Consider the following 23,759-nt stretch of genomic DNA (forward strand, 5'->3'; position numbering starts at 1 on the left):
GGGGCGCACCCTGTCTGAGCTTGCCCTCAGGCTTGCGGAAACAATGCCTCGTGCCGCGCACAGATGGCGGGCCACAACGCTTCCGCTTCCGGCTCGTCGATGTCGAATTCGTCCTTCAGCACATCAACCAGCTCAGCGCCTGACTGCAGCAGGCGCCTCTCCTCTGCGCCGGATTCGAGCCGGGTGAATACTCGCCCGCGCAGACTGATATGCGCACCCCCTGTCCGCCTCTGTGCTACAAGGTTCTGCACGAACACCGACCCAGGATTGCTCTGCTGCCAGTCGCATTTGTCGGCCAGCAAGGCTTCGTCGCAACGGTCAGGGTGGAAATCGAATGAGAACGGCTTGCCCAGCGTGTACTGAACCATGCGCCAATAGCCGTTCTCCAGTGGTACGAGTTCCAGATCGAACGGCACCTGCACGTCACTGCCCGGCGTAATTACCATCGGCGCAGTCTGGCTGCCGCCGAAGCCGACATCGACCAGATAGTCCTGACCATCCAGTCGGACCACCAAGCAGAGATGATTGCCGAGTGCGCCATCGCCTGTCGCCTCCCGCATCACCCCGCCCTCGACACGCCGGACGTCAAAACCGATCTCACTGAGCACCCATCCCAGCAGGCCATTCATCTCATAGCACCAGCCACCCCGGCGCCGGGTGACCAGTTTGTCGAACACAACCTCCGGCGCCATGCTGACCGGGCGCTTCAACTGCACATCGAGATTCTCGAACGGAATGGCACGCGGGTGCAGGTGGCTTAGCGCCCGAAGGGTTTCCAGATCCGCGGCTGGCGTTCCGTCATATCCGATCCGCGCGAAATAGGCATTTAGGTGCATGGCACATGCTCATCAAAGAAGGGTTATGTCGGGACGCGCACACCTTCCGTCAATACGGCTTCGCCCTTTCCAAGTCCGGCCAGATTCACTAGGGTGGCGCCATCCGAGGGGTGTCCTGACCGGAATGAGCCGGCAGGGCTGAGACTTTACCCTTTGAACCTGATCCGGGGAATGCCGCGAAGAGCGGCGTGGCCGGCGCGAGGGACGGAGCGGAAACCATGCAGCCGGTCGGCAACATCACCATTGCTTCTGCCTTTAATGGGCCGCCCAATTCGGGCAATGGCGGCTATGCGGCCGGCGTATTGTCCCGCCTGTTCGACGCGCCGCACATCATCCGCATCTCTGCCCCCATCCCGCTCGACACGCCGCTGCCCGTGACCCGTCAGGATCAGACCCTGGTGGCTGAGCACGAGGGCCTGCCGATCCTGGCAGCGCGGCCCGGCGACGTAACGCTCACCCCGCCTGCTCCACCCTCCATTGAGGCGGCGCACAAAGCCGCCGAAACCCCGACCTATTTCGGCGCGGGCGGCGTCTCCACCTGCTTCGTCTGCGGACGGAACCGGAAGGAAGGCGAAGGCCTGCACATCCATTGCGGACGGCTTGGCGACAATCTGGAAGCCGCGGCCGTCTGGACGCCGCATGCCAATTTCGATGACGGGCATGGCCATGTCCGCCCGGAATATGTCTGGGCGGCGCTCGATTGCCCGGGCGGCTTTGCCCTGCCCGAGATCGAGACGACTTATCTATTGGGGGAGATGGTTGCGGCGCAGCACAAACCCGTCCCGACCGGCGAGCCGGTGATCATCCATGCCTGGCATGAATGGACCAAAGGACGGAAACATTTTGCCGGAACCGCCCTGCACGCCGCCGACGGCACATTGCTGGCGCAGGCCGATACGCTGTGGATCGAACTGACGCTGGAACAGGCGGGAAAGCTGGTGTCATGAAGACGGCCAGCCTCCCTGTCCCCGCCCTTCCCGCAACAGTCGGAAACGTGTTTGCCACCTATCCAGCCCCGGCGCGCAAGCTGCTGCTCGCCATCCGGGAGATGATCTACGAGACTGCCACCGCCCTGCCGGAAGCGGGCCGGATCACCGAAACCCTGAAATGGGGCGAGCCTGCTTACCTGACCAGCGCCCCGAAAAGCGGCACGACGATCCGCCTTGCCTGGTCACCGAAACGCCCCGAAACGGCGGGCATATTCGTTAATTGCCAGACCACGCTGCTAGACGAGTGGCGCAGCCTTTATAGCGGCGTGCTTGACCTTGTCGGCAATCGCGAGATCCGCCTACCGCTCGGCCAGCCGCTTCCCAAAGACCCAATCCGCCACTGCATTGCCATGGCGCTGACCTACCACCAGAGAAAGCCTGCACAATGAACAAGCCTTCCAACCAGTCCGAATTCGCCACGCCGCAGGTCACCACCGGGCCGCTGCCCGCGAGCCGCAAGGTCTACACCCACCCCCTGCCCGACCTCGCCGTGCCGCACCGCGAGATCGACCTTCACCCGAGCGCCAATGAGCCGCCGGTACCGGTCTATGACACGTCCGGTCCGTACACTGACCCGTCGGTCACCATCGACGTGGAAAAAGGTCTCGCACGCACGCGGCGTGACTGGGTACTGGAACGCGGCGGCGTCGAGGAATATGATGGCCGCGATGTAAAGCCGGAAGACAATGGTGGTGCCAGCGGCAAACACCTCGCCCGCGAATTCCCGGTGAAGCACCGCCCGCTGCGCGGCATGGCGCGAATCGAGAAGACGGAGGTCACCTCCTCCCCCTGCTCGATGGATATGGATCCGCCACTGAATGACCGCGGCCAGCCCCTCGTCACCCAGTATGAATACGCCAAGGCCGGCATCGTCACCAAGGAAATGATCTATGTAGCGACGCGCGAGAACCTTGGCCGCCGCGCCGCCGTCGAGGGCGCCGCAGAGCGGATCGAACAAGGCGAAAGCTTCGGCGCGCACATTCCGGAATACATCACGCCGGAATTCGTGCGGGACGAGATCGCCGCCGGGCGCGCCATCATCCCGGCCAACATAAACCACGCCGAACTGGAACCGCAGATCATCGGCCGTAACTTCCTTGTGAAGATCAATGCCAATATCGGCAACTCCGCCGTCGCCTCCTCTGTTGAGGAAGAAGTCGACAAGATGGTGTGGGCGATCCGCTGGGGCGCGGATAACGTCATGGATCTCTCCACAGGCCGCAACATCCACAACACGCGCGAATGGATCATCCGCAATTCGCCGGTGCCCATCGGCACGGTACCGATCTATCAGGCGCTGGAAAAAGTGAACGGCGTCGCCGAAGACCTTACCTGGGAAGTCTTCCGCGACACACTGATCGAACAGGCCGAACAGGGCGTCGACTATTTCACTATCCATGCCGGCGTGCGCCTCGCCTATATCCACCTGACCGCGGACCGCGTCTGCGGCATCGTCAGCCGTGGTGGCTCGATCATGGCGAAATGGATGCTGGCCCACCACACGGAAAGCTTCCTCTACACGCATTTCGAAGAAATCTGCGACATCATGCGCGCCTATGACGTCTCGTTCAGCCTCGGCGATGGCCTACGCCCCGGCGCGATTGCGGACGCCAATGACGCCGCCCAGTTCGCAGAGCTGGAAACGCTCGGGGAACTGACGAAGATCGCCTGGGCCAAAGGTTGCCAGGTGATGATCGAAGGGCCCGGCCATGTACCGATGCATAAAATCAAGGTGAACATGGAGAAGCAGCTGCACGAATGCGGCGAGGCCCCCTTCTACACGCTGGGGCCGCTCACCACGGATATTGCTCCGGGATACGACCACATTACGTCCGGCATCGGCGCGGCAATGATCGGCTGGTATGGTACGGCGATGCTCTGCTATGTGACGCCCAAGGAGCATCTGGGCCTGCCGGACCGGGACGATGTGAAAGTCGGCGTCGTCACCTACCGCCTCGCCGCCCACGCGGCAGACCTCGCCAAGGGCCACCCTGCCGCGCAGGTGCGCGACGACGCGCTCTCAAGGGCAAGGTTCGAATTCCGCTGGGAAGACCAGTTCAACCTGTCGCTCGACCCCGAAACCGCCCGTGACTTCCACGACCAGACTCTTCCCAAGGAAGCCCACAAAGTCGCCCACTTCTGCTCCATGTGCGGCCCCAAATTCTGCAGCATGAAGATCACCGCCGAAGTCCGCGAATACGCCGCTGGCATGTCCGACAACGAACGCGCCGACCTCGAGAATCAAGCCGCCGCCGCAAGAGCGGGCATGGCGGAAAAGAGCAAGGAGTTCATGGACAAAGGCGGAGAGATTTATCTCTCGGAGAACGGTGAGAAACGCAAGGCGATTGACTAGCAAGCTTAGCAACTGTTATCCCCCGCACATTGCTGATTTTGCGGGTCAAGGGCGTTTCGCGTGCGGAGGGTTTCATCCTTGACCCACAAAATAAGATCTGACACCCGCAACGTTTCAACGTTTCGAGGCCATTGCGTCGCTCCACCAGCAGCGCTAATCCCTCCATCATGACTGACAGCACTTCACCGGACTCTGCTCGCCTCGACGAGCTTGAAATGCGTGTGGTCCATCAGGACCAGACGATTGAGGATCTGAACGCGGCCATCACGGCGCAATGGAAGCTGATCGACCGGCTGGAGCGTCAGGTCGCGCGGCTGGGCGAACGGGTCGCCGAAACCGAACAGGCAGTGAGCGAAGCGGCCCCGGCGAACTCGCCCCCGCCGCATTACTAGACCTTTCTACCGCCGCCCGAAGGGACTAGTCCACCGGGCCGTCGTTCCAGCTGTCCCATTGCATCTTCCAGACGCCGTCTTCGAGCGTCCAGAGAATCACGGCCTTGCCGCCGCCGATGGTTGTGCCGTCCGGCGCGAACAGGGTGACGTGGGTGCGCTCGGCGATATGGCCCTCGCCCACCGGCACGGCCTCGACCGTCTGGAGGTCCACCGATCCGACCGCAGCACGGGCCGCCGTCCAATAGGCGCCAATCGCCTCGGCGCCCACCTGGTCCGGCGCGTCGGGCGGCACGATGCGGCCATCGATCGTGTAGAGATCCGAGGCGAGTTCCATCGTCTCGCCCGCCGCAAACAGCCGCTCGAAATCGTCATTGCGGACCTCGACAATGGCGCGGGCCTCTTCCGCCATCATTGCGGTCGGCGGCGACACGTCGGCCACTGGCACGGACGCCGCCCTTTCGTCGACCACAACGCAGCCCGCCAGCGTCATGGCGGCGGCGCCCAATAGTCCCAATTTAAAGATTGTCATTTTCTCGTCCTCCCTGATCCTTGGAATCGACTGTCCGCGCGAAGCCGCGCCAAGTCAAACATTTCGGTCTTTGAAGTTCGCGCCCGGCTCCGCTGCGCACCGTCTGCCCTTGCCTCCCCGGCCCCAGGGTCTAGGGTCGTCCGTACAAAAAGGGAGGACACGCGATGGTTCGGAAACTTGCGATCACGGCAGCGCTCACCGGCGCGCTCATGGCGGCGGCGCCTGCGGCGCATGCCGGGCCGGATGAGTATCTCGGCGAGATCATCACGGTCGGGTTCAACTTCTGTCCGAGGGGGACGCTGGAGGCGGATGGGCGGCTGCTGCAGATCAGCGAGAACACCGCCCTCTTCTCTCTCCTCGGCACCCAGTATGGCGGAGACGGCCGGACGACCTTCGCCTTGCCGGACCTGCGGGGGCGCACCATCATCGGCGCCGGCCAGGGCCCGGGCCTTCCGAACTATGCGATTGGCCAGAAAGGCACCAGCGGGGCCCTGCCTGACAATAACAGGAACAGCGCCCACGCCAGCGACGACCCGCAGCCTTATCTCGCCCTGAAGCAATGCATCGTGGCGCAAGGCATTTATCCGTCGAGGAACTAAATCATGAAACGCGCCTTCAGGTCCGCCAGCCTCGCCGCCCTCTTCACCCTTTGCGCCGCGTCCCTGCCCGCCCTCGCCAGCGAGCAGGACTGGTCCGCCGACCAGCAGGCCATTGCCGACCTTCTCTCCAACGGGCCGATGGGAATCGAAACGGATTTCGAGGCGTGGGCGTCAGAGTATCACGACGACTGGACGGTCTGGTTTGCCGGTCAGGCCGAACCCCGCGCCAAGATCCCGCACATGCAACTCGTGCGGGACTATATCGACGGCGGCGCCCGAGTCGTCAGCTATGAGGCCGAATTCGCTGATATTGCAGTGCTCGGCGACACGGCGCTTGCCCGCTTCAATGCCACCGAAGCCCTGATGGAAGCCGACGGCACGCCGCGGACGGTGCGCTATGCCGGGACGGACTATCTCGTGCGCGTGGATGGGGCATGGAAAGTGCGCGCCACAACGGTCGCATTCCTGCCGGAAGACGCAGAGGAATAGACACCCGCCCGCAAAACAATTTGCACGCTGGGCGATCCCCTGTATCTCAACCTTATGGGACATTTCAGAAAACTCGCCGCCTGCGCGGCCATTGCCGCTGGTGGGCTGTCTGTGCCTGCCATCGCTCAGACTTGCCCGACGGGCGACGCGCTCTACGCCGCGTTCGAGAAGGACTATTCCAGCTCCAACGACACGCGCGCCCGCGCGATCCTCTACTGGCAGGACACCGGCGCCAGCGCGGTCGATCATCTCGGCAAGATCTACACCTCGCTCAGCGAATGCCGCAAAGGCCTCTGCAATACGGGCGGGGAAGACTTCCCCGAAGTCGCCGCTTACAAGCAATATTACAGCGACACATTCAAACTCGAGAACGGCTATTCCGACAAGCAGCCGGTCTATGCCGGTTTCGACGCGCCGCCGCCCGCCATGCTGAAATGGGCGGAACAGCGCCTTGGCTGCACGACCGGGCCGACGCGGGCAGAGCGCAACGCGCCTCCGCCCGCTCCAGCCCCTGTCCCGGCTCCGCAAATCATGGCGGCCGCGCCGCCGTCGCCGCAACCTGTTTCGCAGCAATCCATGGCGCCCCCCGCTCCTGTCTCCGCCTGCAATCTCACGCCGGAACAGCTGGAAAACCCGCAGGCATTCTCCGACAGGGACAACACACTCGCCGTGATCGCGTGGTGGGCCCTGAAGGGCAAACAGGAACTTCCCATGATCACGCGCCGCGTGGGTACTGACTGGGGCGCCCAAGCCTTCGGCCCATGGACCCGCACGTCCAAGAAAGTCAGGCAAGGCGAAACGAACGAGTATGGCGTCGCCTATGACAAGAAGATGGAGCGAGCCATCAAGAAGTACAAACCGCTACCGCTGGACCGTGTGCCGGAATATCCGCCACACGACGCGATGGTGGCAGCCATTACGCTTTACGGAGACTGTTTCGGCGAACGCAGCGCGGGTATCGACTTCGAAGAGATCGGCCTGGTGCGCGGTGACTTCACGGCCGAATTCTGCAACTCGGCCGCCGCCAGCCCGGACGTTGAACACTATGGTACGGCGGATTGGGCGACCAATCGCTGGGGCAAGGCCCAGCTGGAGTTCCGGTACGACAAGGCTTGCGGGTACGTCCCCGCCGTGGCGTATGAATTCGCTTTGAATGACAATGAGGCCGGCGCCGAAGCCGCCGAGTTTGCGCGCGCTGTCGCGGAAGAAAAACGACGCCAGTACGAGGCCGCCGTTCGCGGCAACAAAATGTTCCAGAAAGCCTATGAGGACGGCGCGGAAGCACGCGCCGCCATTGCCGCAGAAAAGCGCGCCAAACAGGCTGCAGAGCAACGGGATCGCCAGCAGGCTGCCGATGCGGCCTATAACAACATGATCAACCAGTCGCAGAACCAGATACCAAATGCTCCGCCTTCAAACCGCCGCGACTGCTACGATCAGGGCGACGGCACGGAGAAATGTTTCTACGACTAGGCTGGCGCCCCTTCCCGGTCCCTCACATTGGCGCCCATAATGCCGTTGGCGCGGCGGGCCTTGATGCATTCGAAGCTGCCCGCCCGGAAAGCCCGGCACGCTTCTGGCCGGGCTTCATAGACCTGGCAGACCGCCTTCCCGTTCGACAGGTCGAGGTGGACGCAATGACCGCAATCGAACTTTACATAGGTGCGGCCGTCTTCGGTAAAGAGGCTCTCAGGGGGCAGGTTGCGGGAAGTGTCCCAGGGCAAAAGCTGCAGATAACGCGGATTCCTGCTGAAACAGCAGGCGCCGCAGGACACGCAGTCAAACGACGGATTGGACATGTGAGGTGCAGAATGGCTCCAGCCACCCGTTTGTGCCTGTCGCAGCGGTCGGCGGCGGCGCGCGATTTACGCCGGAACCGCGTTTCCGGCAAGCGGGATTTTTCGGAGCCGCCTCCTCCCCTGCCCACATGAACTTCCTGTCATGCTTAAATCTCCGTCATCTGAAGATTAACAGCTTGACCCGAGGCCCGGCACAGCGCGTCATTCAGACATGGCGGGCGGTATCGTGATCGAGGAAGAAAAGCGGATCCTGGGCAGCATTGAAGCCCATGGCTGGTATGCCGTTCATCGCTACGACCCGGAACTGGAGACCCCGAACTACACGTACACGGTCGGCTTTTCGCAGACGCTGAACGCGCCGGAGTTCATTGTTTTCGGTCTGCACCGCGACGTGATGTACGACATGCTGGCCAATGTGTACGACCAGATCAAGACAGGCCGGAAACTGGAAGACAATCAGGTCTGGAAAGGCCTGCACGAGGATTTCGATTGCGTGGCGCGCAAAGTCTCCCACGCCGATGCGTTTGAGAAATACGCTGTGCTGGCCGACTGGCTATGGGCACGCAACGGACAGGGCGGGCATCCGGCACTGGTGCAGATCGTCTGGCCCGGCCTGCTGGACGGGCTTTTTCCCTGGGACAAGGGATGCCGCGATACGGTGAAGGAAGCGCAGCCGAAGCTGTGGCGCTGATCAGGCGTTCAGACGGGCAAACAGGGTTTGACGTAATGCATCGCGCTGGCGGCGCAGCTGGGCCATGTAGGCCCGGCAAGCCGGCTCGATGCCGCATTCGATATCCTGCAATTCCGCGGTGACGGCCTCATAGGCCTCGGCCAGGCGGACAAAATCCTCCGCCTCGGATTCCAGTTCCAGAATACGGTCGATAGCGTCCGGAAAGTCTCCGACGAGACCATGGGGCAATTGGGTCATCGGGCACCTCCTCCCGGGTTAGCTACGTCCTTTACACTGCCGTTTCTGACAGATGGACACTCGCCGCCCCATTCGGGATTCTACCTAAACCCGTGCACCATGGCCTTCGCCGGAAAGGCCTCAGGCCTTGAGCATGGCGTAGAGTTCGTCCTTCAGAGCCATACGCTGCTTGCGCAGCTCGGTCTGGTGCTCGTCGCTGGCAGGCTCCACGTCCGTTTCGATGCGGTGAATCTGGCGGTTCAGCTCGTGATACTCATCGGCAAGCTTCGCAAAATGCGCATCGCTGGTTTTCAGCGCATGGATCTTGTCGGCAAGATCCGGGAATTCTGCAGAAAGTTCGTGGGGCGTGTTCGACATGGATGTCCTCCGTTAAAATGCCGCGTCTTATTGCCATGTCAGACCGGCTGGCGAAATTGCCAATTGCGGATTCTACGTAGACGCTGCGCTCTAGGGGCCCGCGGCCAGATCGTCCGGCAGGCAGGCGCCGACCAGGCGGCCCTTTATCGTCACGCGCTGGGAGGCCACCGGGCCTGGGCTGCGCAAGGTGAACCGCTGCAGGAATTCGGTGGGCCGCGTTGGATCGACCTGAAGGATCCCGGTCCCGGTCAGCAGGCCCTCGGGGAATGTGCAAGCCACATCGAATGCTTCTCCGTAAGGATCTGCATGGACATTCGAAACGTAGCAGCGCTCATCGATGAAAGTGTCAGGCCGAATGCGGCGGGCTTCCTCCCCTTCCAGGCAGGCCGCCCCGCCAAAAGGCTCAGTCCAGGTATCCAGAAGCGTGCCGGTCCCCGGATCCTGCAGGCTGGTCTCAATTTCGGTGTTCACCGCATAAAGGCCGGGATCCAGCGCAGAGATGCCTTCTGCAGCCACCACGAGGGGCGACGCAAAGGCAAAAAGTAGGCTCAGGAGCAGTCCGGATCGCGTCATTGGGGTATCATATTGCAGGAATCGCACCGCATAAGGCCAGAAATCACTTATTTTTGCGCGCCAAATTGACACTTACGTCAACGTCAAACTTGCGAAAGCTTTTCAGTGCCTGTAGGCAACGCCCATCTATTAAGTCCAATCCCTCGAAACGTGTGGAGCGCTGCTCATGAAGGTCCTCGTGCCCGTCAAACGCGTGATCGATTACAACGTGAAAGTCCGCGTCAAGCCGGACAAGACCGGGGTCGATCTCGCCAATGTGAAGATGTCGATGAACCCGTTCGACGAAATTTCCGTCGAAGAGGCTGTCCGCCTGAAAGAAGCCGGCACCGCCACGGAAGTCGTCATTGTTTCCATCGGTCCGCAACAGGCACAGGAAACCATCCGGACGGCTCTCGCCATGGGCGGTGACCGCGGCATCCTGATCAAGACCGACGAAACGGTTGAGCCGCTGGGCGTTGCCAAGCTGCTGGCCAAAGTGGTCGAGGAAGAAAAGCCCGATCTCGTGATCGTCGGCAAGCAGGCGATCGACGACGATTCCAACCAGACCGGCCAGATGCTGGCCGCCCTGCTCGACTGGCCGCAAGGCACCTTCGCCTACAAGCTGGAAAAGGACGGCGATGCGCTGACCGTGACCCGCGAAGTCGATGGCGGCCTTCAAACCGTGAAACTGGCCCTGCCGGCCGTTGTGACGGTTGACCTGCGCCTCAACGAGCCGCGTTACGCTTCCCTGCCGAACATCATGAAGGCAAAGAAGAAGCCGATCGACGAGAAGGCTCCGGCCGACTATGGCGTCGATATTGCGCCGCGCCTGACGGTCGTGCAGGTCACCGAACCGCCGGTACGCCAGGCGGGTGAAAAGGTCGAGGATGTCGCCACCCTCGTGTCGAAACTGAAAACCGCAGGAGTCGTCTGATATGGCTGTGCTCGTTATTGCAGAACATCATCATGGCGGCCTGTCGGACGCGACCCACAAGGTCGTGACCGCCGCTGCCAAGTTCGGGGGCGACGTCGACCTGCTGGTCGCCGGTGAGAACGCCGCTGCCGTCGCTCCGGAAGCCGCCAAGGTCTCCGGTGTCCGCAAGGTGCTCCAGGCTGAAGGCGAGACGCTGCGCAAGCAGACGGCCGAAGCCATGGAAGCCCTCGTTGTGCCGCTGATGGCGAATTATGACGCGGTCTTCATCGCTGCGACCACCACGGGCAAGAACATCGCCCCGCGCATCGCTGCCAAACTCGACGTGATGCAGATCTCCGAGATCACCGCCGTGATCGATGCAGAGACCTTCGAGCGCCCGATCTATGCCGGCAACGCGATCATGACCGTCAAATCTTCCGACGCGAAGAAGGTCATCACCGTGCGCGGCACGTCTTTCGACGCAGCCGGCAATGACGGCTCGGCTTCGGTTGAAACGATCGACGCCCCGGCGGGCCCGTTCAAGTCGGAATTCGTTTCGGAAGAAATGGTCAAGTCGGATCGCCCGGAACTGGCTGGCGCCAAGCGCGTCGTCTCCGGCGGCCGTGCCCTCGGCTCCGCAGAGAAGTTCCAGGAGCTGATGTTCCCGCTCGCCGACAAGCTCGGCGCCGCTGTCGGCGCATCGCGTGCGGCTGTGGATGCGGGCTACGCTCCGAACGACTATCAGGTCGGCCAGACCGGCAAGATCGTCGCGCCTGAACTCTACATCGCCATCGGCATTTCCGGTGCGATCCAGCACCTTGCTGGCATGAAAGACTCCAAAGTCATCGTCGCCATCAACAAGGATGAAGAAGCGCCGATCTTCCAGGTCTCCGACTATGGCCTGGTTGCAGACCTGTTCGTCGCCGTTCCGGAACTGACGAACGCGCTCTAGGCGAACCGCGATCACCCAATAAGCGAAAAGCCCGGCCTGTGCCGGGCTTTTTGTTGTCCGGAAACAACATCTCCATCGAGTTCGCCATCGCCGCCCCCGCTCATCTGATGTGCTGACTTGATCTTTGACGCACTGCACAAACAGGATATGTCAGACAATTGACGAAAAGACTCAGGGCGAGAGCGGATGATTGAGCTTCAGACCATTGGCGTGATTGGCGCAGGCCAGATGGGCAACGGCATTGCACATGTCAGCGCTCTTGCCGGCTATGATGTCGTGATGACGGACATCTCGGAAGACGCGCTGAAACACGGCATGGAGTCCATCGAGAAGAACATGGCTCGCCAGGTCGCCCGCGAGCAGTTCAGCATGGATGAAATGAAAGCGGCCCTGGCCCGCATCAAGACGTCCACCTCGATCAAGTCGCACGAAAACGACGATCTGGTCATCGAAGCAGCCACCGAGAAGCGTGAAGTCAAGGAACAGATTTTCCGTTCCATCTGCGAAATCGTTCCGCCCCGCACCTACCTGGCGACCAACACCTCCTCCATTTCCATCACGCGCTTGGCGTCGACCACCGACCGGCCGGAAATGTTCATCGGCATGCACTTCATGAACCCGGTGCCGCTGATGAAACTGATGGAAGTGATCCGGGGCCTGGCGACCAGCCAGGAGACTTATGAGACGGCGATCGGCTTCGCGAACCGGCTGGAAAAGACGACGACAAACGCCGAAGACTATCCGGCGTTTATCGTGAACCGCATTCTCGTCCCCATGATCAACGAAGCGGTCTATACGCTCTATGAAGGCGTCGGCACGGTGGAAAGCATCGACACGGCGATGCGGCTCGGTGCCAACCACCCGATGGGCCCGCTGACCCTGGCGGACTTCATCGGCCTCGATACCTGCCTGTCGATCATGCAGGTTCTGCATGATGGCCTTGCCGACACGAAATACCGTCCCTGCCCCCTGCTCGTGAAATATGTCGAGGCTGGCTGGGTCGGCCGCAAGGTCGGCAAAGGCTTCTATGACTATTCGGGTGATGCACCGGTCCCGACCCGGTAATTATCTGTAAACAGACCTTTTCTGAGCATTACCCAGACCCGCACGCACGCGCCTCCCTTTGGTTGCGGAGATGGCGATGCGGTATGTATAGTTCAGGACATCCCGTAAAGCAGTATGGCGCCCTTGGGGCAAGCCGACGCATCAACCTGCGATCCTGAGAGGCCACCGAGCTGCGCCCCCAACACCGTATATTTTATTGCAGATACAAGCAGCGCGCATATGACGCCTGGCACACCGATATTTTGTTTGGACTTCATTTACCCGTTAAATTTGAAGACTTTTCACGTAACCTTCTGAACGCCAAAGTGGATAATCCGTAACCTGTCATTCACCATGCGGGCGTACTCCTTCTACCTAAAGGTATGATGGAAAACACAACAAATATGCCCCTCAAGGTTGAGTTTTTCCGGAGTTAATCCATGCAAAAATACACCATAAGTGCGCCCAGCTTCGGCAGGCGCAACCGGATGCTTGCACGCTCTTTCACAGCAGCATCCCTCACCGCTATCGCCGCCGCGTTGCTCTATTCAGGCACCGCTGCAGCGGACCCCGCTGTCTATTTCAATGACGATGTGGCTGCCGGTATTCAGACGTTCGAAGACACGATCACCGCGGCCGACAATGCCTACAATGCGGACAATCCAGGATCCACGCAGACGTCCCATATCTATGAGTTCGACATTCTGAACACGACAGGAGACACGTTCCTGGTGATCGGTTCAGGTGGCGCTCCATCCGTCACGGTAAAGACGACCCGGAATGGTAGCCCCGCCGTCAATAACCAGAACGGCGACAATGGCAGCGACGGTTTCACCAACTGGAGCAACAGCCATGATGGAACGTTTGCCGGTGCAGAGGCACTTGGCTACACGTACCAGTTCTTCGAGTCCGACGGCACGACTCCGTTCTCCATGAACGCGCTCGGTACGATGGTGAATGACTGGGGCACCTGCTGTACGTCCAGCAACCCGACGCCCGATGGCGGCACGGCGAACGCCTCAGAGGTCTACCTACGTTTCGGCACCTCAAGCCCACTCCTCCTCGGCGGCATCTCGAACAGCATCGGCGGTACGGAACATTTTATCGGTGCGATCAACGACACCAACTTCTTCAACAAGGTCACGGTAATTGCGACCGGCAATGGCGAGTATTTCGGCGTTGGCGGATACCTGACATTTTCTTCGGTGGCGCTTAACAGCGTGCCGGCCGGTTCTTCCGTCGTGGACGGCAGCGGACTGGAAAATCCTTCTGCCCAGCCCCCTGCCATCCCGGACATTGACACCGGCAGCACCTATTACACCGCTGCGCAGCTTGGCGCATCGCAGGTGAACCCGAATTTCGTCGGCGGAACGCTGCAGTTCAACATGGATACGTTCGTTGGTGCGGACTTCACCGTCCAGTCCCAGGGCGGCACCATGGACACCGAAGGCAACATGGTTTCGGTCACCGGCGGTTTCACAGGTGTCGGCAACATGAGGAAAACCGGCAACGGCACGCTGATCCTGTCCGGAACGAACACCAATCAGGGCGGCTTCACCATCGAGGAAGGCACCCTGCGGGCATCGCACGACCAAAACCTTGGTGGCGGTCCGCTGACAATCGGAAATGCCACCTTCCAGTCGGGTGCAAGCATGATGTCTGCGCGTCAGATGATCGTGGAGCATTCCAACTCCCGCTTAGACGTTCAGGACCATGACGTTGAATGGCAAGGCGGAATTTCGGGCGATGGCACACTCAACGTGCTGGGGTCTGGTCGGCTCCTCCTATCGGGCACCAACACATATACAGGCGGCACCCACATCAAGGGCGGCTCATTGCTCGTGACCGGTGACGGCGCTCTGGGAACAGGTGCCCTGACCATCGGAAATGCTGCCTTCGTCACCGGGAATGACATGAGCTCGACGCGTCAGATGATTCTGGCCGACACCAACTCCACGGTGGACGTATATCAGGGCGCGCTGACCTGGGGAGGTGAAATTTCCGGAACCGGCGCGCTGAACTTCGCAGGTGCCGGCCGTCTCATCCTGAACGGTGCCAATTCCTACACGGGCGGTACCAACATCATGGAAGGCACCCTCGTCGGCTCAACGAACTCGCTTCAGGGCCAGATCCTGAACAATGGCATGATCGAGTTCAATCAGTCTACTGATGGAACGTTCGATGGCGCCCTCGACGGATCTGGCGGCCTGCGCAAGTTCGGTGATGGCGTCCTTCGGATTGCCGGTATTTCCCGGCTTGGCGGCAACAGCTATATCGAAGGCGGTGCACTGGACGTCAACGGCATGTTCGGCACGAACCTGCTGACCGTTGTCGATGGCGCTTCCCTGCTCGGCACGGGCGGTGTGGACGGCAGTGTTGTGGTCCTGCCCGGCGGCATGCTGAAGCCCGGCAATTCACCTGGCACCCTCTTCGTGTCCGGCGATGTCACGCTCAATGACGGGTCGCTCTTCTACACAGAAATCGACGGCCGCACCTATTCCGCGGCTGGCGGGGCGGGATCGTACGACCGGCTCGTTCTGACAGGTGAGGGCGTGACCTTCACGGCCAACGGTACGATCAATCCGGTCCTTCGGGGCATTTCGGGTGACGCAAACAATGATTTCGATGCTGTAATCGGTGACGTGTTCACGGTTGTCGTGGCCGACAATATAGCTGGCGCGTTCGACATGATCGACCAGCCGACTGCGGGCATTCCGGAAAATACCCGGTTCAACCTGATCTACAATCAGAACTCCATCCAGCTTGCACTCGTGGCACAAAGTCTCGGTATTCTGGCCCAGGAAGGTGGCCTGCGGTCGAACGCTGTTGCTGCAGCGACGGAGCTCGATCTGGCTACGGCATATGGTCAATCGACCGACGGTGTCCTCACCAGCCTGTTCTCGGACTTCAACGGCATGACGGCCTCGCAGGTCAATTCGGCCCTGGCGTCCCTGTCGGGTGATATCCATGCCCATGTTCTGGAAAGCATGGAATCCGTCATCGGTGGATCCGACAGCATGATCCTGTCTGCCGCTAAAGGCGATACCGGTATCGGCGGCGTCGATACCGAACTGAAGAACGGCATTCATCTCTGGTCGCGTGCCGAAGCGCGTGGCGCCAGCTATGATCCGGATGCAGCTGGTATGGGTTTTGATGAAGACGTGTACGGCATCACCATCGGCGCGACCTTCATCAACCGTCATGACCTGCGCCTCGGCGTTGCCGGCAGCTACAAGACCGCCGAGATCTATAATGATACGGCGAACGGTGCGACCAGCCAGATGATGTCTGCCTACCTCTATGGCAGCCGTGCGGTGACAACGCGCTTGACCCTGTCCGGTCTTGTCGGCCACACGCAGGCCGCGGTGAAAACCAACCGTACAACGGTGTTCCCGAATGCCGTCACCTATTCGAAATCGGACAAGCCGGTCTCGATGACGCATGCCCAGCTTGAAGCCCGCTACAAAACAGTCACCTTCGGAGAGACCAGCGTCTATGCCATCGGCGGCCTGCGCGCGGCGACCCTCAACGTTCACAAGTACGCTGAGGAAGGCACAGCCCTCGAGACGCGTCTGACCCTGGAAGGTGAAGGCCGCGATACGCTTCAGTCAAAACTCGGCGCGGAAGTCACCCGCAAATTTGCCGGGACAGACCTGGCCGTGTTCGCCGACTGGACCCGTGACCTCGGCAACGATCCGACCGTAGAGCGGAAGGTCTGGCTGGGTGACGCCGTCTGGCAAACGCAATCCACCGACCGCGGTCTCGACACCTACAATTACGGGTTCAGCGCCCGTCGCAAGGTGAACGACCGGATTGGCCTCGAACTGGAATACAGGGGCCAGTACAACTCGCCGAACTATGACGCTCAGCAGCTGATGTTCGGTGTGAACATGGTCTGGTAAGTCCTGTTCCTTCCGGATGGGGGCCGGCTGCGGGTGACTGCAGCCGGCCTCTGCCCGTTTCCGACACCTGTGGCTCAAAGACACGTCTCTTCAGCCAGACCTCCGTCCGCGACGCAAAGCGCCGCCCTCCCCCCAAACGGCGACAGCCATTGACCGGATGACTGCAGCAAAGCCTCTATTTGCGAACGATTATCATTTACATCTCAGACCCAATCCCGTAAATGCGACTCACTCGCAATCTCAAAAGGGGTCTGAAATGCGGAAATTTGGAAGTGTGCTGGCGGCAGCGATGCTGACGGCGGGGGCAGCCTATGCCCAGGATATGAGTGACGAAAATCCCGACGAACAACGGCTCGAAACCATCCGGGTCACGGGCCAGCTATCGGACTTCGGCGCGACCAAGACGACAACACCGATTCTGGAGACGGCGCGGTCCATCTCCATCGAAACCGAAGAGCAGTTTCGCGACAAGGGCGCGCTGACCCTCGCTGCATCCTTCGATTATGCAGCTGGCGTGGATGCCGGCACTTATGGACCGGCCACACGCGGGGATTTTGCAAGCGTCCGGGGATTTGACGCCGCTGAATACCGGGATGGCCAGCAGGTCCTGTTCGGTTATTACAATAACACGCGTACGGATATTTATGTCCTCGAACAGGTCGAGATCCTCAAGGGCCCGGCCTCGGTCCTCTATGGCAAGGGCACACCGGGCGGTATCGTCAACGCCGTGTCGAAACTCGCAGGGCCCGACAAGTCCAACGAAGTCGTCTTCGACGTCGGCACCAATGACCGTTACCAGGCCGCGGGCGATTTCAATGCGCAGCTTGCCGAGAATGTCTTCTTCCGCCTTGTCGGCGTCTACCGGGAGAGCGGCACCCAGGTCGACCGGGTCAATGACGACGCCACGATCCTGATGCCTTCCATCAGCTATGACAATGGCACCACCCGCCTGACAGCCATGGTGGAATATTCCGACCGGGACAGCGACACCTCCTCCCAGTTCCTGCCGCTTACAGGCACCGGCTGTGTCAGCGGCGATGTGACCATCACGCCTGAGATTGTCTGCGCAAATGCAAACGGCCAGGAAATCGATACCTCGACCTATCATGGGGAACCCGGCTTCAACCGCTACAATACCGACTCAATTCTGGTCAGCCTGCTTGGCTCCCATGAATTCACACCGAATTTCTCGGTCGACGGGATCTTCCGTTATAAGGACGGTGAAGCCGACTACTGGCAGTCCTATTTGGATTTCCTTGGCGCAGGGACGCCGCGCATCGACGCGGACGGCAACGGCACGCGCACCTTCTACAGAAACGAGGCCTCCTCCGAACAATCGGCACTCGATATTCGCGCGCGTTACACCTTCTCCACCGGTCAGCTGGAACACGAAGTCTTTGCCGGGGTAGCCTATCAGGACGTGACCACCGGCAGCCGCTACATCTATGCGGGCGGTATCGGCTCATTTAACGCTTATGATCCGGTCTATCCCGGCTATCCGGCCGCCTTTGACGATCCGTCCAATTTCTACGATCCGGGTGATACGCAGACGGAAGATTATGGCGTCTATATCAACGACCAGATCTCCCTGAACGCGTGGAAGTTCAATATCGGCGTTCGCTACGATGACACCGAAACCGTGACAACCTCAACCACTCAGTCGGACGATGCCACCTCGTTCAGCGTCGGCGCGCTCTATGCCTTCGAGAACGGCTTCTCCCCCTATGTCAGCTTTGCGGAATCCTTCGAGCCCGTGATTGGTCTCGACGGCTTCACCAGCCAGCCGCTGAAGCCGCGTGAAGGCGAACAGTGGGAAGCCGGTATCAAGTACCAGCCACCTGGCACGCGGACCTATATCACCGCGGCCTATTTCGAGATCGAGGAAACGAACCTCCCGAACCCGGCATCCATCATCGGCCAACCGGACAGCCAGCAGGAAGGGACCGGCACTTCCAAAGGTTTCGAATTCGAAGCCCTGACAACACTCGGAGACTGGTATCTCGAAGGCAATCTCAGCCTGCTCGATACGGAAACGCCGGATGATGTGCCGTTCGCCTCCATCGCAGAAGACCAGGCCTCGGCTTGGGTCCAGTACCAGCCGGAAGAAGGCCCGCTCTCGAACTTCAAGGCCGGTTTCGGCATCCGCTATCTCGGTGAAAACGAGAGCAACGGCATCGGTCTGGTAGGCCCCATCCGCGTTGTGACGGATGGCGTGGTCCTCGGCGATCTGCTGATCGGCTACGAGACGGACAACTGGGACCTCACCCTCAACGCCCGCAACATCATGGATGAGGAATATTACGGCACCTGCCTCGCCCGGGGCGATTGCTTCCCCGGTGAGCAGCGGACTGTGGTAGCGCGTGTCGCGCGCCGTTTCTGATCGATGGAAACGGCACTCCTAATCCGGGGCCTTGCGTGCCTCATGGCGGTCTGCGGCCTCTGGTTGCTGCAGGCCGCCTGGCGCCTGAGGACAGCGAATGGGTGGCGGCTGGCCGGTGGCTGGTCCGCCATCACGTTGTCTGTCATCTGCTGGGCTGCGACAAGTCATCCGGACAAGGGATCGGCGCTCGGCATCGTCGTCATCATGATTGCCGCGATGGCGGCGCTCAGCTGGATTTACGTGAAGGCTGACCGGAAGACAGCGCGCGAGGCCGCCGCACGGGTCACTGAGCCGGCTCCCGCCAGTCCACTTGAAATCCTGCGGAGCGTCGCTGCCGGTATCTTGCTGGGGCCGCTGGCCGGGCTGGCAGCGCTCGCCTTGTCGACGGCGGGCTTTGTCATGCTCAAGAAGTCGGGCGTGGAGCACACAGCGAACCTCGTCATGGCGATGTTCGCGTTTCCCCTCTTCTGGGCCTTGATAGCGGTTGTCGCTGGCGCGCACAGCCGCCTCTGGCGCAAAGGCGCGATTGTTATCGGCTCAGCACTTGCGCCCCTCGCTTACCTCAGTCTCTCCGTCTAAAGAGGAAATCATGGTAAAGACTCTCTGGCCCAAATCCTCCACCGTCCGGGTGGCCCGGTCTCTTGCCGCGCACTCTATCCTGGGACTGGCGCTTGGCGGCCTTATCTACATCCTGGCAGTGACGGGCACGCTGTCTGTCTTCAATCGGGAATTCCAGCGCTGGGAACAGCCGGTCGCGCCTGAGATGACGACGATCTCTCCCGACGCAGCAGCAAAGGCTGCCCGGACAGTATTCGAAAACGAAGACCCGGCGACCACGCACCTTTACATCAACTTCCCCCGGCCAGACCTCCCCCGAACGGTCATCACCACAGATACGCAGGCCTTTTTCGTCACCGCTGATGGTGATGTTGCCGGGCGAGAACATTTTCCGTGGACGCAGTTTCTGTTGGACCTGCACTATTACCTGCACCTGCCTCACATACTGGGCCTGACGGTGGTTGGGGCTCTGGGTGCATTCCTGATCGCGCTGTCCCTGTCCGGCTTTCTGGCCCATCCACGCATCTTCCGGGATGCATTCGCCCTGCGCCGCAGCGCGGACCGCGTCGGTCTGGCTGACCTTCATAACCGGCTAAGTGTCTGGACAGCGCCTTTCCACATTTCCAACGCCCTGACCGGAGCCATCCTTGGCCTGTCGAGCGTCCTGGCCTTCGCCATTGCGGCTGTCAGTTTTGACAATGACACATCAAAAGTTTTCGGCCCCGTCTTTGGAGAAGACCCCGCCGTGAATGAAGCATCGACAGAGCTGGCCGAGATTGCTGCCCCCCTCGCCTATATGGCAGAGACCTATCCGGACATCTCGCCCACCTATTTCATCCTCCATGATCCGGGTACAGCCGGACAGCACGCCTCCGTCATTGCCAGTCATCCAGACCGCCTGATCTTCGGAGACTATTATAATTTCAACGCCGACGGGCAGTATCTCGGAAACACAGGTCTTTCGGACGGTACAGTTGGCCAGCAGATTTCCGGCTCCGTTTACAATGTCCATTTCGGAAACTGGGGCGGGCTGCCCGTCAAGATTGCCTACTTCCTGTTCGGGCTCGCGCTTTGCACGATCATCGCCAGCGGCTTGAACATTTACTTTGTCCGCCGGCAGTCGCAGGGCCGGGCAGCGCCGCGGCTTGAGGCCGGATGGGTCGGAATTGTCTGGGGTACGCCCGCTGCACTCGCCCTCACCCTGCTGGCCTCGGTCAGCGGTGTCACCGAAGGTGCCGGCCTGGTGGCCCTGTTCTGGTTCCCGCTGACGGCGATCGTGACGGCTTGCCTGTTCATCGGAGACGCGCCCCGCTGCCGGCGTGTGATGAAACTGGCGGGCGCAATCCTGCTGGTCATTGGCACCTTTGTCCACGCGATCCGACATTCCGACGCACTCGGTCAGGCGAGCCTTATACCTGTTACGGTCTGCGCTATGGTGATTGCTGTCCTGCTGGCCGCAAGCACAAGGAACTCCCGATCAGGACGCCCGCGCACGCGGCACGCACCTGCAGAGTAGCGCTCGTCGGCTCAATCGAGTCGCTGGCGCTGAGCTGCACAGATTGCAAGCAGGCACATCTCCGGGTGCACGCCAGCGCGAATGACCGCTAGGCATGCGCGCTTGTGTGCGACATAAGTCGGGCAACCAAGACGTTTGGAGGTGTCATGTCGCTTCGACCATTTCATTTGGCGTTTCCCGTGCACGATCTGGACACCGCGCGGGAGTTCTATGGCGAACTGCTGGGATGTCCGGAAGGTCGCAGCGCGCCGGAATGGATCGACTTCGATTTCTTCGGCCACCAGCTCGTCGCCCATCTGGTTCCGGACTCCGCCAAGACCGGCGATCCGGGTAACAGCGTCGATGGCCACGATGTACCGGTGCCGCATTTCGGCGTCGTGCTGGAAATGTCCGACTGGCAGGAACTGGCCGACAAGCTCACCGCAGCTGGCACCGACTTCGTCATCGAACCCTATGTCCGCTTCAAGGGACAGGCTGGCGAACAAGCCACCATGTTCTTCCGTGATCCTTCCGGAAACGCGATTGAGATGAAGGCGTTTCAGGATCTTTCACAACTGTTTGCGCGCTGACTAAGAAAGCCTGCAATCCCCACGCGCCGCCGGACAAGCCGCTTGCGATGTCTGGCCGGAACGGGTGCCACATATATTGGCGGAGCTGTCCGGCGGACAACAACAATCGGGCAATCTGAAACTCGGCTCACAAGGATTGCCGCTTCTGCTTGAGCTTCTTCGCGAGGCGCATTGAGGTCGGGGCCTTCCCCTCACCCTCCCCCCTGTTGAAGACCTCATTATGAAACGCAGACAATTCCTCCTCACCGGGCCGGCCTCGGCGGCTTTGGCGCTTTCGGCGTGTGCCTCCCAACCCAGTTCTGCAGCAGCGCTGCCAGCAGCTCCGCCCGCACCGCCGCCGGAACATACGCCCACACCGCTCAGCGATACGATCTATTCGGGCGACCGTCTGGCAGGCTCGCCCTTTGCCTCCCGCTCCGTCGTCTGGGGCATGAATGGCGTAGCGGCGACCTCGCATCCGCGCGCGACGTTGGTGGCCATCGACATTCTCCGCAAGGGCGGCTCGGCGGTCGACGCCGCCATCGCTGCCAACGCAACACTTGGCGTGGTCGAGCCGACGGCGAACGGCATTGGCGGTGATGCCTTCTGCCTCATGTGGGATCCGGCGCTCGGCAAGGTCGTGGGGCTCAACGGGTCCGGGCATTCGCCGGCTGGCCTGTCGCTCGATACGCTGCGGGCGAAGTCTCCGCGCGGACGCGTCCCCTTCCACGGCGCTGCAGCGGTGACCGTGCCGGGCGCCGTCGATGCCTGGTGGACCATGCACCAGCGCTACGGGAAACTGCCCTGGAAAGACCTGATGCAGCCTGCCGCAGACGTCGCCGAAGAAGGCATGCCGATCGGGCTGATGATCGCGGACCGGATGAAAAGCGACATGGCCGGTTTCATGCGTCCGAATTCCGGCATCGAGGAAATCGAAAATATCAAAGCCGTCTACTACACACGCGGGCGCACGCCGAAAGCAGGCGAAATCGTCCGCAACCCTGACCTTGCCCGCACCCTGCGCATGATCGGTGAAGGTGGCCGGGACGCCTACTATGACGGCCCGATCGCCGACACGATCGAAGCTTATTTCAGGCGCATCGGCGGCTGGATGACACGCGAGGACCTCGCCGCCCAGCACGCCAGATGGGTGGAGCCGAACGAGGTCGACTACCGCTCCGGTGTCACGGTCTACGGCATGCCGCCGAACAGCCAGGGACCAACCACGCTCCAGATGCTCTCTATCCTGAAAAATTTCGACATGCGCGATGCCGGCCTCATGTCGGCCCTGTCGATCCATCTCCAGGCTGAAGCCAAGCGGCTCGCCTTCGAAGACCGGGCTCGCTGGTTCGCCGATCCGGACTTCGCCGAAATCCCGATGGACATGCTGCTTTCGGATTCCTACGGCATGCAGCGTGCGTCCCTCATCCGGCCGGACCGGCCGATGGATCGCGCCTTCCCGGGCGATGCCCCGAACCAGGGCGGCACGACCTATCTGACGGTCAGCGACTCAAGCGGCATGATGGTCAGCCTGATCCAATCCAACTATGCAGGCATGGGCTCCGGCCTGATGCCCGACAGGCTGGGCTTCAGCTTCCAGAACCGTGGCGCGGGCTTCAGCCTGCAGGAAGGCTCGCCGAACCTGTATGCCCCGCGCAAACGCCCTTTCCACACGATCATTCCGGGCTTTGCCACGAAGAATGGCGTGCCATGGCTGGCGTTCGGCGTCATGGGCGGTGGGATGCAGCCGCAGGGGCAGACCCAGATCATCCTCAACATGGTCGACTATGACCTCGACCTTCAGGCGGCCGGCGATTGCCCGCGCTGGCGCCATGACGGCTCGTCCGAGCCAACCGGCGTCTACACACCCGGCCTCGGCACGCTGAAGCTCGAAACCGGCGTACCGGAAACGACGAAGGCGCTGCTCGCCAAGATGGGCTGGACCGTTGGCGGCACCGATGGCGGCTTCGGCGGCTATCAGGCCACCATGTTCACAGGCGAAAGCTACGGCGCGGCCAGCGAAATGCGCAAGGACGGCCTCGCCCTCGGCTACTAAGGCCACCTCCACCTCACTCGCGCTGGGTCTGGAAAGTGGCGATCCCGGCGAGATTCGAACTCACGAC

The 23,759-nt window shown here is 61.2% G+C and carries 23 protein-coding genes and 1 riboswitch; of the genes, 17 read left to right on the forward strand and 6 right to left on the reverse strand.

Annotation, left to right across the window (positions count from 1 at the left end; all coding sequences use genetic code 11):
- Window positions 1–26: 26 nt before the first annotated feature.
- On the reverse strand, window positions 27–836 hold the full coding sequence (locus HY26_RS09395; protein WP_051599819.1) for an arylamine N-acetyltransferase: 810 nt from the start codon (window positions 834–836) through the stop codon (window positions 27–29).
- Window positions 837–932: 96 nt separating this feature from the next.
- Window positions 933–1,058: riboswitch (TPP riboswitch) on the forward strand.
- On the opposite strand from HY26_RS09395, the gene HY26_RS09400 reads away from it, so the two are divergent.
- From HY26_RS09400 to HY26_RS09415, 4 genes are all read left to right on the forward strand, one after another.
- Window positions 1,025–1,783, forward strand: coding sequence for a hypothetical protein (locus tag HY26_RS09400; RefSeq protein WP_158531462.1), 759 nt, complete (start codon window positions 1,025–1,027; stop codon window positions 1,781–1,783). (Overlaps the previous riboswitch by 34 nt.)
- Entirely contained in the window at window positions 1,780–2,214 is a 435-nt protein-coding gene (locus HY26_RS09405) for a DUF1801 domain-containing protein (RefSeq protein WP_034765336.1), read from the forward strand. Before HY26_RS09400 ends, HY26_RS09405 begins: the two co-directional genes overlap by 4 nt.
- On the forward strand, window positions 2,211–4,178 hold the full coding sequence (gene thiC / locus HY26_RS09410; protein WP_034765334.1) for a phosphomethylpyrimidine synthase ThiC: 1,968 nt from the start codon (window positions 2,211–2,213) through the stop codon (window positions 4,176–4,178). The genes HY26_RS09405 and thiC overlap by 4 nt, the downstream gene beginning before the upstream one ends.
- Window positions 4,179–4,345: 167 nt before the next feature.
- Window positions 4,346–4,570, forward strand: coding sequence for a SlyX family protein (locus tag HY26_RS09415; RefSeq protein ID WP_034765332.1), 225 nt, complete (start codon window positions 4,346–4,348; stop codon window positions 4,568–4,570).
- 25 nt (window positions 4,571–4,595) lie between these two features.
- On the opposite strand, the gene HY26_RS09420 is transcribed toward HY26_RS09415, so the two are convergent.
- The gene (locus HY26_RS09420; protein ID WP_139068773.1) at window positions 4,596–5,099 is read right to left on the reverse strand and encodes a nuclear transport factor 2 family protein; all 504 of its coding nucleotides are present in this window, start codon (window positions 5,097–5,099) and stop codon (window positions 4,596–4,598) included.
- A 164-nt stretch (window positions 5,100–5,263) separates the two neighbouring features.
- Between HY26_RS09420 and HY26_RS09425 the strand changes: the two genes are divergently transcribed.
- The 3 genes from HY26_RS09425 to HY26_RS09435 are packed head-to-tail and all read left to right on the forward strand — an operon-like array spanning window position 5,264 to window position 7,660.
- Entirely contained in the window at window positions 5,264–5,698 is a 435-nt protein-coding gene (locus HY26_RS09425; protein ID WP_034765327.1) for a phage tail protein, read from the forward strand.
- Between the two features lie 3 nt (window positions 5,699–5,701).
- Entirely contained in the window at window positions 5,702–6,187 is a 486-nt protein-coding gene (locus tag HY26_RS09430; RefSeq protein ID WP_034765322.1) for a nuclear transport factor 2 family protein, read from the forward strand.
- Window positions 6,188–6,241: 54 nt separating this feature from the next.
- Window positions 6,242–7,660: a hypothetical protein gene (locus HY26_RS09435; protein WP_034765319.1), complete on the forward strand. Its 1,419-nt coding sequence runs from the start codon at window positions 6,242–6,244 to the stop codon at window positions 7,658–7,660.
- On the opposite strand, the gene HY26_RS09440 is transcribed toward HY26_RS09435, so the two are convergent.
- Complete coding sequence (locus HY26_RS09440; RefSeq protein ID WP_034765317.1) at window positions 7,657–7,986, reverse strand: YkgJ family cysteine cluster protein; 330 nt, start codon at window positions 7,984–7,986, stop codon at window positions 7,657–7,659. The two genes, HY26_RS09435 and HY26_RS09440, sit on opposite strands and share 4 nt — an antisense overlap.
- A gap of 211 nt (window positions 7,987–8,197) precedes the next feature.
- Between HY26_RS09440 and HY26_RS09445 the strand changes: the two genes are divergently transcribed.
- On the forward strand, window positions 8,198–8,677 hold the full coding sequence (locus tag HY26_RS09445) for a DUF4262 domain-containing protein (RefSeq protein WP_034765315.1): 480 nt from the start codon (window positions 8,198–8,200) through the stop codon (window positions 8,675–8,677).
- Here the strand turns inward: HY26_RS09445 and HY26_RS09450 are convergent, their stop codons facing one another.
- From HY26_RS09450 to HY26_RS09460, 3 genes are all read right to left on the reverse strand, one after another.
- A complete protein-coding gene (locus HY26_RS09450) occupies window positions 8,678–8,914 on the reverse strand; it encodes a YdcH family protein (RefSeq protein ID WP_034765314.1) in 237 nt (78 codons plus the stop codon). It abuts the gene before it with no gap.
- Window positions 8,915–9,034: 120 nt separating this feature from the next.
- Entirely contained in the window at window positions 9,035–9,271 is a 237-nt protein-coding gene (locus HY26_RS09455; protein ID WP_034765311.1) for a YdcH family protein, read from the reverse strand.
- Between the two features lie 90 nt (window positions 9,272–9,361).
- A complete protein-coding gene (locus HY26_RS09460; protein ID WP_034765308.1) occupies window positions 9,362–9,844 on the reverse strand; it encodes a DUF3617 family protein in 483 nt (160 codons plus the stop codon).
- A gap of 166 nt (window positions 9,845–10,010) precedes the next feature.
- On the opposite strand from HY26_RS09460, the gene HY26_RS09465 reads away from it, so the two are divergent.
- From HY26_RS09465 to HY26_RS09505, 9 genes are all read left to right on the forward strand, one after another.
- The gene (locus tag HY26_RS09465; RefSeq protein ID WP_034765306.1) at window positions 10,011–10,757 is read left to right on the forward strand and encodes an electron transfer flavoprotein subunit beta/FixA family protein; all 747 of its coding nucleotides are present in this window, start codon (window positions 10,011–10,013) and stop codon (window positions 10,755–10,757) included.
- 1 nt (window position 10,758) lies between these two features.
- The gene (locus HY26_RS09470) at window positions 10,759–11,688 is read left to right on the forward strand and encodes an electron transfer flavoprotein subunit alpha/FixB family protein (protein WP_034765302.1); all 930 of its coding nucleotides are present in this window, start codon (window positions 10,759–10,761) and stop codon (window positions 11,686–11,688) included.
- A 186-nt stretch (window positions 11,689–11,874) separates the two neighbouring features.
- The gene (locus HY26_RS09475) at window positions 11,875–12,753 is read left to right on the forward strand and encodes a 3-hydroxybutyryl-CoA dehydrogenase (RefSeq protein WP_034765299.1); all 879 of its coding nucleotides are present in this window, start codon (window positions 11,875–11,877) and stop codon (window positions 12,751–12,753) included.
- A gap of 419 nt (window positions 12,754–13,172) precedes the next feature.
- A complete protein-coding gene (locus HY26_RS09480; RefSeq protein ID WP_081813037.1) occupies window positions 13,173–16,634 on the forward strand; it encodes an autotransporter outer membrane beta-barrel domain-containing protein in 3,462 nt (1,153 codons plus the stop codon).
- 256 nt (window positions 16,635–16,890) lie between these two features.
- On the forward strand, window positions 16,891–19,014 hold the full coding sequence (locus HY26_RS09485; RefSeq protein WP_034765291.1) for a TonB-dependent siderophore receptor: 2,124 nt from the start codon (window positions 16,891–16,893) through the stop codon (window positions 19,012–19,014).
- A gap of 42 nt (window positions 19,015–19,056) precedes the next feature.
- Entirely contained in the window at window positions 19,057–19,593 is a 537-nt protein-coding gene (locus HY26_RS09490; protein WP_034765287.1) for a hypothetical protein, read from the forward strand.
- A gap of 10 nt (window positions 19,594–19,603) precedes the next feature.
- The gene (locus HY26_RS09495) at window positions 19,604–21,088 is read left to right on the forward strand and encodes a PepSY domain-containing protein (protein ID WP_065382729.1); all 1,485 of its coding nucleotides are present in this window, start codon (window positions 19,604–19,606) and stop codon (window positions 21,086–21,088) included.
- Between the two features lie 146 nt (window positions 21,089–21,234).
- The gene (locus HY26_RS09500; RefSeq protein ID WP_034765283.1) at window positions 21,235–21,657 is read left to right on the forward strand and encodes a VOC family protein; all 423 of its coding nucleotides are present in this window, start codon (window positions 21,235–21,237) and stop codon (window positions 21,655–21,657) included.
- A gap of 220 nt (window positions 21,658–21,877) precedes the next feature.
- Window positions 21,878–23,692, forward strand: a complete 1,815-nt coding sequence (locus HY26_RS09505; protein WP_034765279.1) for a gamma-glutamyltransferase family protein — start codon at window positions 21,878–21,880, stop codon at window positions 23,690–23,692.
- Window positions 23,693–23,759: the final 67 nt, after the last annotated feature.

The organism is Hyphomonas sp. GM-8P (assembly GCF_003263315.1).
In the GTDB taxonomy this organism is placed as follows: Bacteria; Pseudomonadota; Alphaproteobacteria; order Caulobacterales; family Hyphomonadaceae; genus Hyphomonas.

Coding starts and splice junctions, on each gene's coding strand:
- thiC (WP_034765334.1), top strand. CDS start 2,211: ATGAACAAGCCTTCCAACCAGTCCGAATTCGCCACGCCGCAGGTCACC.
- HY26_RS09435 (WP_034765319.1), top strand. CDS start 6,242: ATGGGACATTTCAGAAAACTCGCCGCCTGCGCGGCCATTGCCGCTGGT.
- HY26_RS09405 (WP_034765336.1), top strand. CDS start 1,780: ATGAAGACGGCCAGCCTCCCTGTCCCCGCCCTTCCCGCAACAGTCGGA.
- HY26_RS09495 (WP_065382729.1), top strand. CDS start 19,604: ATGGTAAAGACTCTCTGGCCCAAATCCTCCACCGTCCGGGTGGCCCGG.
- HY26_RS09505 (WP_034765279.1), top strand. CDS start 21,878: ATGAAACGCAGACAATTCCTCCTCACCGGGCCGGCCTCGGCGGCTTTG.
- HY26_RS09430 (WP_034765322.1), top strand. CDS start 5,702: ATGAAACGCGCCTTCAGGTCCGCCAGCCTCGCCGCCCTCTTCACCCTT.
- HY26_RS09465 (WP_034765306.1), top strand. CDS start 10,011: ATGAAGGTCCTCGTGCCCGTCAAACGCGTGATCGATTACAACGTGAAA.
- HY26_RS09490 (WP_034765287.1), top strand. CDS start 19,057: ATGGCGGTCTGCGGCCTCTGGTTGCTGCAGGCCGCCTGGCGCCTGAGG.
- HY26_RS09415 (WP_034765332.1), top strand. CDS start 4,346: ATGACTGACAGCACTTCACCGGACTCTGCTCGCCTCGACGAGCTTGAA.
- HY26_RS09480 (WP_081813037.1), top strand. CDS start 13,173: ATGCAAAAATACACCATAAGTGCGCCCAGCTTCGGCAGGCGCAACCGG.
- HY26_RS09475 (WP_034765299.1), top strand. CDS start 11,875: ATGATTGAGCTTCAGACCATTGGCGTGATTGGCGCAGGCCAGATGGGC.
- HY26_RS09500 (WP_034765283.1), top strand. CDS start 21,235: ATGTCGCTTCGACCATTTCATTTGGCGTTTCCCGTGCACGATCTGGAC.
- HY26_RS09460 (WP_034765308.1), bottom strand. CDS start 9,844: ATGACGCGATCCGGACTGCTCCTGAGCCTACTTTTTGCCTTTGCGTCG.
- HY26_RS09485 (WP_034765291.1), top strand. CDS start 16,891: ATGCGGAAATTTGGAAGTGTGCTGGCGGCAGCGATGCTGACGGCGGGG.
- HY26_RS09450 (WP_034765314.1), bottom strand. CDS start 8,914: ATGACCCAATTGCCCCATGGTCTCGTCGGAGACTTTCCGGACGCTATC.
- HY26_RS09425 (WP_034765327.1), top strand. CDS start 5,264: ATGGTTCGGAAACTTGCGATCACGGCAGCGCTCACCGGCGCGCTCATG.
- HY26_RS09455 (WP_034765311.1), bottom strand. CDS start 9,271: ATGTCGAACACGCCCCACGAACTTTCTGCAGAATTCCCGGATCTTGCC.
- HY26_RS09440 (WP_034765317.1), bottom strand. CDS start 7,986: ATGTCCAATCCGTCGTTTGACTGCGTGTCCTGCGGCGCCTGCTGTTTC.
- HY26_RS09395 (WP_051599819.1), bottom strand. CDS start 836: ATGCACCTAAATGCCTATTTCGCGCGGATCGGATATGACGGAACGCCA.
- HY26_RS09420 (WP_139068773.1), bottom strand. CDS start 5,099: ATGACAATCTTTAAATTGGGACTATTGGGCGCCGCCGCCATGACGCTG.
- HY26_RS09470 (WP_034765302.1), top strand. CDS start 10,759: ATGGCTGTGCTCGTTATTGCAGAACATCATCATGGCGGCCTGTCGGAC.
- HY26_RS09445 (WP_034765315.1), top strand. CDS start 8,198: ATGGCGGGCGGTATCGTGATCGAGGAAGAAAAGCGGATCCTGGGCAGC.